Raw genomic sequence first — 6178 nt, forward strand, 5'->3', positions numbered from 1 at the left:
CCCAAAAACACCATCTCACAAGCTCGTTGACATCCTTCATGCGAGCATCAACGACTCTCGTGACTGCCTGTCACCACCGAATGTGAGACAGGGCCGCTCGTTTGACGGACCCGCATTCGATTGCGCACCTCCCCGCTGCCGGTCTGCGCAGCAGCCCAGCAGCACGGCGGTCTTGGAGGGTGCCGGCAATGGGTGGCAGCCTCGTGATCGAGCCGCTGACTCATCCGTCCGCGCGGCCCCGGCGGCTGAATCTGATACGCCGTCCACCCGAACCGTGAGATCCGATCCGTCTCCGCGCAGCGATGGCGCGGGGATCGTCGAGCACTTCGAGCTCTAGGACGGCCCACCGGCGCAAACCACTTTCGACCGTGGTGTCGGTGGCCAGGGCGTACAACAGGTCGGCGGCACGGACGTCGCCCAGCCCGGACAGCGCGCTTGCGGCCGCCAGTCGCTGGAGGTTCGAGACGGTGGTGTCGGTGACTCTGGCACACAGCAGGTCGGCTGCGCGAGCATCCCCCGCACCGGACAGACCGATTGCGGCCGCCGCGCGATGGTCGCCGCACATCGTGGTGTCCATGGCCAGGAAGTGCAGCACCTCGGCAGTACGCGCGTCTTTCCGACCGGCCAGCCGGTGAGCGGCCCCTGCGCGGGAGCTGCAGTCGAGTGTGGTGTCGGTGGCGAGCGTGACGTACAGGTCACCGGCGCGCCGGTCGCCCAGCTCGGCCAGCCTGTCGACAGCGCGCACGCGCGGGTCACTGTCGAGTGTGGTGTCGGTGGCAAGCATGGCGTACAGGTCAGGGGCGCGTCGATCGCCCAGCTCGGCCAGACTGTCGGCGGTTCGCACGCGCTGGTCGCCTTCGAGCGACAGGTCGGCGGACAGGGAATGCAGCAAGTCGCCTGTGCGAGGGTCACCCACCTCGGCGAGGGTCCTGGCGGCCAGTGCGCGCGAGCTGCTCTCGAGTGCGGTGTCGGTGGCCAGGGCGTGCAGCACGTCGGCCGCACGAGTGTCCTCCAGCTCGGCCAGCGGCACGGCCCAGTACACACGTGACGAGCCGTCGACAGCGGGATGGTCGGTGGCCAGGGCGAGCAGCAGATCGACGGCACGGGCGTCACCGAGCCCTGCAAGCGCCTTTGCGGCCTGAACGCGAGCACGGTCGTCAAGCGTGGTGTCGGTGACCAGGGAAAGCAGCAGATCGGCTCCGCGGGGGCCCAGCCCGGCCAGGGCCATCGCGGCTTTCACCCGGTCGTTGCCGCGGAAGGTGGTGTCGGTGGCCAGACCATGCAGCACATCGGCGGCGCGGGGGTCGCCTAACTGGGCCAGCTGCTCAGCTCCTTGGACGCGGAGTTCGTTGCCGGAGGAGGTCTGCGGCCCGTGGGAGGGGGTGTCGGTGGCCAGGGCGTACAGCACTTGGCCGACAGTGTGCAGGACGGGCGAGGGGAGCCGGGTGCCGAGTTGGGCCTGTTCGGCAAGGAAGCCGTGGCCGGGCCCGACCGCGCGGGGGGAGGCCAGGCGAGTCAGATATCGGGTGCAGAGCTCGAGGTTGTCCTTTTGCGTGGCATCGATGAGGAATCCGACGTAGGAATCGTTCTGTGACGGAGCGTGCCAGTACTTGCCCAGGCAAAGCCTCAGGCTCAGGGCAGGGGACCTGGTGAGAAGCCCGTCGTGTACGGGTTGATGGAAGGTCTTGTGGAGCGCTCGGGCTGCGGCACGAGCGTCACGCGTCAGGTAGCGGACGGCGAGGAATTCCTGAAAAGTCTGATGGAGGAAGGAGCAGTCACCCCCGTCCTCGACCAACAGCCCGGTCGTGTGCAGGAGACTTTCCAGGAAGCGGTTCCAGTGCGCCGGTCCCACGTTTGCGGGGCATCGAGCAAGCGGATGCGTGGCCAGCACCTCGACCGCGCGACCGCCCGCCCCGGAGGCTCGATGATGGGCTAGGTACTCGATCAGCTTCTCCAGGCTGTTCTGTACCGCCACCGCCGCCTCTCTGACGGCCTCACTCTCCTGGGGAACCTGGAAGATCCTTGTCAGGTCGGCGACGGCTCGCCCCTGGATTTCCCCCACCTGTTTGTGGACGTTCTGTTTGTAAAGCTGCTCGACGAACTTGCCGTAGATGCCGCTGCGGTCCTTGGGGAGCGGCTGATCAGGTTTGAGGATGTGGAACTGACAGAGCAGGGAGGCCATGAGCGGGATGCGAGCCAGTTCGGTCAGCCGGCCCTGTTCGAGTTTCTGGGTCAACTGCCGGGCTTGCGCCTCGGCGTCGGGCAGCTTGAGCAGGACGAACCAACGGGAGGCGACCTGCTGCAGGTCATCGCGGCGGAAAGGCCGAAGGTCGTACCGGGGCACTTCGGGCCCGAGGACGCCGAGTTCAGCCCCGGGCAGGGGACGGGTGGCAACAACGAACCGGTACAGGTCGGCGCGTGCGCCCTTGGCGGTGGCGGCGATGAGTCGCAGGATCCGGCGCCGCCCCTCCGTGTCGGGGATCTCGTCCAGGCCGTCGACCAGCACCAGCCAGCGGACGCCAGGGCGCGGCGGGTTCGCGAAGAACGCTGGGGGCAGGGATTCTTCGCCCAGATCCGCCGCGAGCTCTTTGTTCACGGCTGCCGCGAGGGCCTCGGAGAGTTGCCCGTCCAGGGCCGTGGCGCGAATCAGCACCGGTACCACGCCTTCGCCGTACCCCGTCAGCCAACGAGCGGCCCCCTGGTCGAGGCAGGTGCGCAGCAGACTGGACTTCCCGCCGCCCGGCCCGGCGACCACGACGACCGTCCGCTCGCCGGTCAGGATTGCCTCGGCGGCCGACGGTCCTCCGTCGCTGCCAGGTGTGCCAGTCCTCTCACCACGGCCGTCGAGCCTGGGACCATGCTGCGGAGTGGCCTGCAGGCCTTGGTAGATGAGGGCGAGCCGCCGTTCTTCTTCGGGAATGTCGACGATGAGCGGATAGGGGTGACGCCGAGCGGCGCTACGAGCGGCTTTCAGGTACTCGGTCAGGCGGCCGTTGTCGGGCAACTCGGTCGCCGCCAGTTCACGGATTACGGCGACGGCGGCCGCGGCGGCATTCATCGCGGCCCTTGGCTGGGATCCCTCCGCGTCCCGTTCATGTTTGTGTGCGTCGGCCTTGTCGCTGATGCCCCGGACGACCAGAGCATCCAGCCTGCCGGTGAGGTGGGCGGCGTGGGCGACTCCGGCCCCCTCCATCTCGTAGGCGACGGCGTCGTTGTAGTTCTCATGGATGTGGCGTGCGAGAGCGGACTGTGCGTCGGCGAGCACGACATCACCGACCGCGATCGGTTTGAAGTGAGCCTGTCCGCGCAGAGCATGGCGGGCGGCCTGTTCGAGGCGGTGGGATGAGCGCCAGACCTCGGGGCGTACGCGAAGACCTTCGGAGGTCTGCTTGCCGCCGTGGACGCCATACACCTTGGTGGCGACCACGACATCACCGATTCTGATGTCGTCCTTCAGCCCGCCCGCCACACCGACGAAGAAGAGCGCCTCCGGCTGGAGCCAGGTGTGGACGCGCTCGGTGACGGCGGCGGCGGTCAGGGACCCCTCCCCCGTCTCCGTGAGAGCGATGTGCCAGCGGGTCCCGGGGAGGCGGCCGCGTTCGGCGCGTGTGCCCGAGGGGTGGTGTACGAGCTTCTCGATGTCCGTGAGGTGGGTACGGACCGCCTGGTACTCCAACGGCAGTGCGGTGAGGACGACGGCGGTGGGGCGCTTCACGTCGTCCACTTGTCACCACCCACCTCGGCATGTACGAGCCAAGAGTCCGGGACTGCCGGAATTCACGGCAGAGGGTCCTAGGACCCCGGACCCCCGGACCCGCGGACGGGGAGCCTGCGATTTGTGCACATTACCGGCTTTGCGGCCCCGGGTATCGGGTTTCCGGCGCGTTCGAGCTCCAGGAAGCCGTCTCCTTCCGTATCCGTTGCGCGAGTTCTCGTAGCGGGGTCGGCGAGGCGTCTGACAGAACAGCATGGCCAGGTCGCCCGACCGTACCCGGGCCGTGACGGGGAGGACGGCCTCGACCTGACCACGCTGGTTGGTGATCAGCACGGCGGTTCCGGCCCATAGGACGGCCGACGCGCGCAGCGCCCCGTACGCCTCCACGGTCATTGCCACGCCGGGATGTTCGTCGGACTTCTGGCGGACGCGGGCGGTCATCAGTGGAAGCCCACGCGGGCAACGACGGCCAGGAGTTCACCCGCGTCGCCCGCAGCCTGGAGGGCACCCGGGATGTCGGCATTCTTGACCGGCCCGGCGATCAGCATGTGCTGTGCGGTGTCGAGCAGGCTCCATGCTGCTGTCGGCAGGCTGACGGACTCGGCGGCCCGCCACAGCTCGTGGTCGTCCTCGCCGTTCGGGCCGATGTGCACCAGCCCTTGCAGGGACCGGTCGGAGATCCGGGCGCGTACTCGCCAACGCGGGTCCGTCTCCGGCATCCCATGCAAACCCCAGTGCTCCCAGTCAGTGCGCCGCTTCAGGTCCTCGATCCCGGCACCCTCGGTCTCCGGGTAGAGCACGAGCATCGGCAGGGGCCGCCCGTCGGGCGTGGACGTCTGCATCAGGACTACCCCGTAGTTCGGGGCCAGGTAGTAGTAGTCAACGTCCTTGGGCAGGTCCAGGTCGTCCACGCTGACAACCTCGATTCCCGCTTCCCGAAAGGCGGCCGTCGGGTCAGCCGGCCGCTGCCTCGGGGGTGTTTCCATGAGGTCACCGAGCCCGATGGCGGCGGCCCGCGCCTCATCGGAGGCGGCCCAGACATCGAGCGCCTCGCGCAGCAGGTCCGCGGCGTCGTCCTCGCTCAGCTCGCCGACGGCCCACAGGACCGCCTGGGCGTCGTTACTGAAGAACTTGCCGCGCACCTGTTCGATCTATGTCCGGGCGGCCGGACCGGCCACGGCCCTCTCCTGCACGGGCTCACCCGCCGGCGTCAGGAAGACCGCGCCGGCCAGTCCGACAAGGGTGGCCCGGCTGGCAACAATCTGGGGAGCGAGCTTCCTGCGGCACGCCCCGCATCCGGCCCAGACTGCGCTGACCACTGTGGTCGCCAAGTCGGCGTCGAACTCCCAGCCCTGCACGTACGGCAGCATGCCCTCCATGAGCCCGATGTCGGGCTGGGTGTGGAAGTGCGCGGGCCCGTCCGGCCCGACCGTCGTGACGATGCCGGCGACCTGCTCCGGGGTGGCCGCGCCTGCGGCCCAGTGGCCGAGCGCGTCATCCAGGAGCTCGGCGGCAGCCTCGTCATTCATCGTCATAACCGAGGCCAGTGCCTCGGTCCCCGCGTCCTGGTCGCTCATGGCCGCCTTCGCTAGGGGCTCCCACGACCTGGTGGTGGGCGAAGCAAAGGTCCCGGGCGGCAGGGGCAGCACGCCGTAGACGGCCGCCGCCATGGCGGCGAGGGTCGGCTGGTGGCCCTTGACGAGCTTTGCCGTCATGGTCTTCTGGCACGGTCGGCAGGCGGCCACGAGCCGGGCTGCGAGATCGGTGTCGACGTCCTCCCCGGCCAGGAACGGGAATCCGGTGAGGATCGCCATGTCCGGCAACGGGGTGTGCGTGTATGTGGATTTCGCGGCCGCCGACGCGTGCGCGGCCCCAGTCCGACGCGAGCGGTTCTTCGCGCGCTGCTTCTTCCCATGTCCCTTGACCACGGCAGGTCTCTCCAGCTTGCGGCCTGAACCGGCAGACCTGCTGGGCACAGCATCAGTCGTCGAACTCGAAGCCTGCCGTCTCCGCACGGGCAACAAGCTCGCGAACCACGCTGGGGCTCGAGATCACGGGCTCAAGGGCAGTCTTGAGCTGCGTGAGGTCACTCAAGCTCCCAAGCGCACAGAACATACCGCCCTCGCTGTCAAAATCGAAGCGCTCAGCAAGATCCGGCCAGGCGAACTGCACAAGGCCTTCCCAGAAGTACCCGTTCGGCTCGTGTCCGGCGGCAACCACTGCCGCATCAGCGGCCAGGTCGCCGGCATCGAGCGTCAGCGAGTGCTCACCATCAAAGTCATGCAGGGTGACAGTCACGCCGCGATCTTCCCACCCCCGGCACACAGACTGCCCAGCCCATTCAAACTGCTCGTCCGCGCCTAGTGACCTGAGTCAGAGATTCGTCGGCAGTAGGCTGCGACTTTGTCGAGGATCTCGTCGGCGGTCTTGGTCCATGCGAAGGGCCGGGGGTGCTCGTTCCAG

General features: G+C 68.3%; 4 protein-coding genes. All 4 read right to left on the bottom strand.

Annotated elements, in window-relative coordinates; translation table 11 throughout:
* Positions 1–220: 220 nt before the first annotated feature.
* Positions 221–3724: a phosphorylase family protein gene (locus ACZ60B_RS42410; protein ID WP_469397295.1), complete on the bottom strand. Its 3504-nt coding sequence runs from the start codon at positions 3722–3724 to the stop codon at positions 221–223.
* A 431-nt stretch (positions 3725–4155) separates the two neighbouring features.
* Positions 4156–4857 (bottom strand): hypothetical protein, encoded by a 702-nt coding sequence (locus ACZ60B_RS42415; protein WP_469397299.1) that lies wholly within the window; start codon positions 4855–4857, stop codon positions 4156–4158.
* 9 nt (positions 4858–4866) lie between these two features.
* Positions 4867–5529 carry a hypothetical protein gene (locus tag ACZ60B_RS42420; protein WP_469397302.1) on the bottom strand — a complete coding sequence of 221 codons (663 nt, stop codon included), beginning with the start codon at positions 5527–5529 and terminating at the stop codon, positions 4867–4869.
* Between the two features lie 166 nt (positions 5530–5695).
* Complete coding sequence (locus ACZ60B_RS42425) at positions 5696–6013, bottom strand: Imm51 family immunity protein (RefSeq protein ID WP_469397305.1); 318 nt, start codon at positions 6011–6013, stop codon at positions 5696–5698.
* Positions 6014–6178: the final 165 nt, after the last annotated feature.

Source organism: Streptomyces sp. NPDC104096 (assembly GCF_055584385.1).